The sequence below is a fragment of the Bacillus sp. AP50 genome, from assembly GCF_040492675.1.
Taxonomy (GTDB): Bacteria; Bacillota; Bacilli; order Bacillales; family Bacillaceae_G; genus Bacillus_A; species Bacillus_A cereus.
Map to the genome: position 1 here is coordinate 1 of NZ_JBEUTW010000538.1, position 3,702 is coordinate 3,702.

The window sequence follows — 3,702 nt, forward strand, 5'->3', positions numbered from 1 at the left end:
TCTCCCTAATATTAGGGAGATACTTCTTTTTTTAGAAATTTATATGTAATTCAACTGGACAATGGTCTGATCCCATCACTTCACTATTAATTTTCGCTTCTGTTATCTGGTCTTTCATTCTTTCCGAAACAACAAAATAATCTAAACGCCATCCGATATTTTCACCTTTGTAATCTTGCTCTTACATTTATGAATACATACATACGCACTTTATTCAGGTTATACTAATTTCAGAGGTGATGTTCTTTGCACAATGAAAGAGTTACATTAACAAATGAGTATTGGCAAGCAATTATTCATAACGATTCTTCCTATGATAGCAAATTCTTTTATGCTGTGAAATCAACTGGAATCTTTTGCAGGCCATCATGCAAATCAAGAATACCAAATAGAAACAATGTACGAATTTTTCATCATGCAGAGCAAGCATTAAGTGAAAACTTTCGCCCGTGCAAACGTTGTAAGCCAAATGGGATCACTTTACCTAATGAAGAGTGGGTAGAACAAATTAAAGACTATATCGAAAAGCATTATGACAAATCCTTAACTCTCGACATGCTTGCGGGAATGTGTCACGGTAGCCCTTTTCATTTACAACGTACTTTCAAAAGAATAATAGGGCTAACTCCTATAGAATATATACAACAATTCAGGATTCTTAAAGCAACCAAATACCTTTTACACACAAATCAATCTATTAAAGAAATTAGTACTGCTGTCGGGATAGAAAACCCAGAGTATTTCGCAACTTTATTTAAAAAGAAAACCGGCTTTACTCCTACTGAATATCGAAAAAAGAACGAGATGAAAGAGGGATACGATAATGAATTCCTACAAAAATAATTATATATATTGGACGCTACTTACACATAAAAATTGGCGATTTCATATTGCTGCAACTGAAAATGGACTATGTTTCATTGGATCACAAGACGAAAACTTTGAAGAATTAAATATATGGGCTAGAAAAAAACTGCCCCAACATATATTGATTCATAGTCCAGATTACTTGCAAATATATACGCAAGAAGTTATCGAGTATTTAGAAAACAAGCGAGAAACTTTTACATTTCCTATCGATGCTTATGGAACTAATTTTCAATTATCTGTTTGGAATACGGTACGTGAAATTCCTTATGGAAAGACATATTCTTATACAGAAATTGCTGAAAAAATTCAAAAACCTAAAGCTGTGCGCGCCGTTGCTTCTGCTATTGCTGCTAACCCTCTCCTTATTACTATTCCTTGTCACCGTGTTATTGGGAAGAATGGGAAACTAACCGGATTTAGGGGTGGATTAGAAATGAAGAAAAAATTGCTTACATTAGAAAAGTTACAGGTGGAATTCATATGACAGCAGAATATAATAGCGCATTATCTATAGCAGTTCCAAAAGAATTTTGTTTCCAAGAAAATTTACGTTATCTATCACGTTCTAACAATGAATGTATGTTTCATATTGAAGATAACAAAATTTATAAAGTTATCCCTGTTCAAGATGTAAATCCTTTAGTTGAAATTAGTGTGAATACAGATGGCAATATTCAAATACGTTGTTTAGAAGAATCATATACATCTGAAAAATCGATACGTGAAGCTGTAGCTAACTATGTAAAAGAATGGTTTGATTTAACTACTGATTTAGCTCCCTTTTATACATTAGCTAAACATGATTTACTCCTTCAAGGACCAATTGAACAATATTATGGCCTTCGTAATTTAGGTATTCCAGACTTATTTGAGGCACTTTCCTGGGGAATTATCGGTCAACAAATTAACTTAACATATGCTTATACGCTAAAAAGAAGATTAGTTGAGCAATTTGGCAGTTATGTAGAATGGGACGGTAGAAAGCATTGGATATTCCCATTACCTGAAACAATTGCAAATCTACATGTAGAAGATCTCCAACAATTAAAAATGACGACTAGAAAATGTGAATATTTAATCGGTATTGCGAAGCTTATTACAGAGAGAAAACTATCAAAAGAGGATTTACTGCAAACACAAGATGTAAAGGTTGCTGAGAAACAATTAACCGCTATCCATGGTATAGGACCATGGACTGCCAACTATGTTTTAATGCGTTGTTTAAGATTTCCTTCAGCTTTTCCAATTGATGATGTTGGTCTGCATAATGCAATTAAATTTATAACAGGTTCCGAAAATAAACCGACTAAAAATGAAATAAAAGGTTTCGCGGCAAACTGGGCTAATTGGGAGTCTTATGCGACTTTTTATTTGTGGCGAGTACTATATTAAAAAGAACCAAGTAGCACATTCGTACTACTTGGTTCTTTTTTAAGCTTGCTCCTCAAAACGTCTTGCAATTTCCACAATAACTTGAACGGCTTTTTCCATAGTATCTACCGAAACATATTCAAATTTACCGTGATAGTTTTCACCACCAGTGAAAATATTCGGCGTCGGTAATCCCATATATGATAATTGTGATCCATCTGTGCCTCCGCGAATCGGATGAATATTTGGTTCAATGTCTAAACTTTTCATTGCTTCATATGCAATATCAACAATTTCTCTTACCGGTTCAATTTTTTCAAGCATGTTATAGTATTGATCATTCATTTCTAAAACGACTGCATCTTCGCCATACTTTTCTTGCATAGTCTTCACAATATTTTTAACGTTATTTTTACGCGCCTCAAAATTTTCACGATCAAAGTCTCGAATAATATAATACGCTTTACTTTGCTCAACATCACCATTTAAAGAAAGTAAATGATAGAATCCTTCATAGCCTTCTGTATATTCTGGCGCCTCTTCTACTGGTAAATACCCGTTAAACTCCATAGCTAGTTTAGTAGCATTGCGCATTTTATTTTTCGCTGTTCCAGGATGTGTATTCGTTCCGTTAAACGTTAACTTAGCACCTGCAGCATTAAAACTTTCATACTCTAAACCACCTAATGGACCTCCATCCATCGTATAAGCGAATGATGCACCAAACGCTTCTACATCAAAATGCGCTGGCCCACGACCAATTTCTTCATCCGGTGTAAATGCTACTCTTATTTTCCCGTGCTTAATTTGCGGATTATGTATTAAATGGTTCATTGCAACCATAATTTCTGTAAGACCAGCTTTATCATCTGCTCCTAGAAGTGTTGTACCATCAGTTGTAATAATGGTATGTCCTTTATATGATGGTAATTCCGGGAACTGCTCTGGTGTTAACACAACATTTAGCTCTTCATTTAACGTAATTGCATTACCATCAAAATTTTCATGAATTTGTGGTTTGACGTTTTTCCCTGTAAAGTCTGTTGCCGTATCTAAGTGGGCTAAAAATCCGATTACAGGAACATCCTTGTCCGTATTAGCTGGAAGTGTTGCCATTACATAGCCATTATCATCCATCGTTACTTCTGTTAAACCAATTTCTTTTAGCTCTTCCACTAATAACTTACCAAACTCAATTTGTCCTGGTGTTGTTGGTACTGTATGGCTTTCTTCATTTGATTGCGTATCAATTTTTACATATCTCGTAAATCTTTCAATAAGTTCTTGTTTCAAGTTCATTCACTCCCTTTTATGTTTCTCCCTCCATTATAATCCTTAAAACGAAATATTTTAACTTTTTTGACTGTGAAGATGTATATTTCATTTACATTGTTAACACTTTTACATACTTTACATAACAAAAAGAAAATTAGTGAACATATTTAAAGTACAGCTTAATAC

Annotated in this window: 4 protein-coding genes and 1 pseudogene; 3 read left to right on the top strand and 2 right to left on the bottom strand. The window is 34.1% G+C overall.

Annotated features, from left to right (window positions below; all coding sequences use genetic code 11):
- Window positions 1-31: 31 nt before the first annotated feature.
- A pseudogene (locus tag ABWK52_RS26195) lies at window positions 32-169 on the bottom strand (exodeoxyribonuclease III); the annotation flags it as partial.
- A gap of 77 nt (window positions 170-246) precedes the next feature.
- Between ABWK52_RS26195 and ABWK52_RS26200 the strand changes: the two are divergent.
- From ABWK52_RS26200 to ABWK52_RS26210, 3 genes are read left to right on the top strand one after another with little or no spacing between them, the layout of a single operon-like run.
- Window positions 247-843: a bifunctional transcriptional activator/DNA repair enzyme AdaA gene (locus ABWK52_RS26200; RefSeq protein WP_098541609.1), complete on the top strand. Its 597-nt coding sequence runs from the start codon at window positions 247-249 to the stop codon at window positions 841-843.
- Window positions 824-1,354: a methylated-DNA--[protein]-cysteine S-methyltransferase gene (locus tag ABWK52_RS26205; RefSeq protein WP_001089838.1), complete on the top strand. Its 531-nt coding sequence runs from the start codon at window positions 824-826 to the stop codon at window positions 1,352-1,354. The genes ABWK52_RS26200 and ABWK52_RS26205 overlap by 20 nt, the downstream gene beginning before the upstream one ends.
- Window positions 1,351-2,262, top strand: coding sequence for a DNA-3-methyladenine glycosylase 2 (locus ABWK52_RS26210; protein ID WP_061655410.1), 912 nt, complete (start codon window positions 1,351-1,353; stop codon window positions 2,260-2,262). Before ABWK52_RS26205 ends, ABWK52_RS26210 begins: the two co-directional genes overlap by 4 nt.
- A 39-nt stretch (window positions 2,263-2,301) precedes the next feature.
- On the opposite strand, the gene pepT is transcribed toward ABWK52_RS26210, so the two are convergent.
- On the bottom strand, window positions 2,302-3,534 hold the full coding sequence (pepT, locus tag ABWK52_RS26215) for a peptidase T (RefSeq protein ID WP_000807014.1): 1,233 nt from the start codon (window positions 3,532-3,534) through the stop codon (window positions 2,302-2,304).
- Between the last annotated feature and the right edge of the window lie 168 nt (window positions 3,535-3,702).

What these genes read in the sequence shown, in the direction of transcription:
- ABWK52_RS26210 (WP_061655410.1), top strand. Translation starts at nt 1,351, where the DNA reads ATGACAGCAGAATATAATAGCGCATTATCTATAGCAGTTCCAAAAGAA.
- ABWK52_RS26205 (WP_001089838.1), top strand. Translation starts at nt 824, where the DNA reads ATGAATTCCTACAAAAATAATTATATATATTGGACGCTACTTACACAT.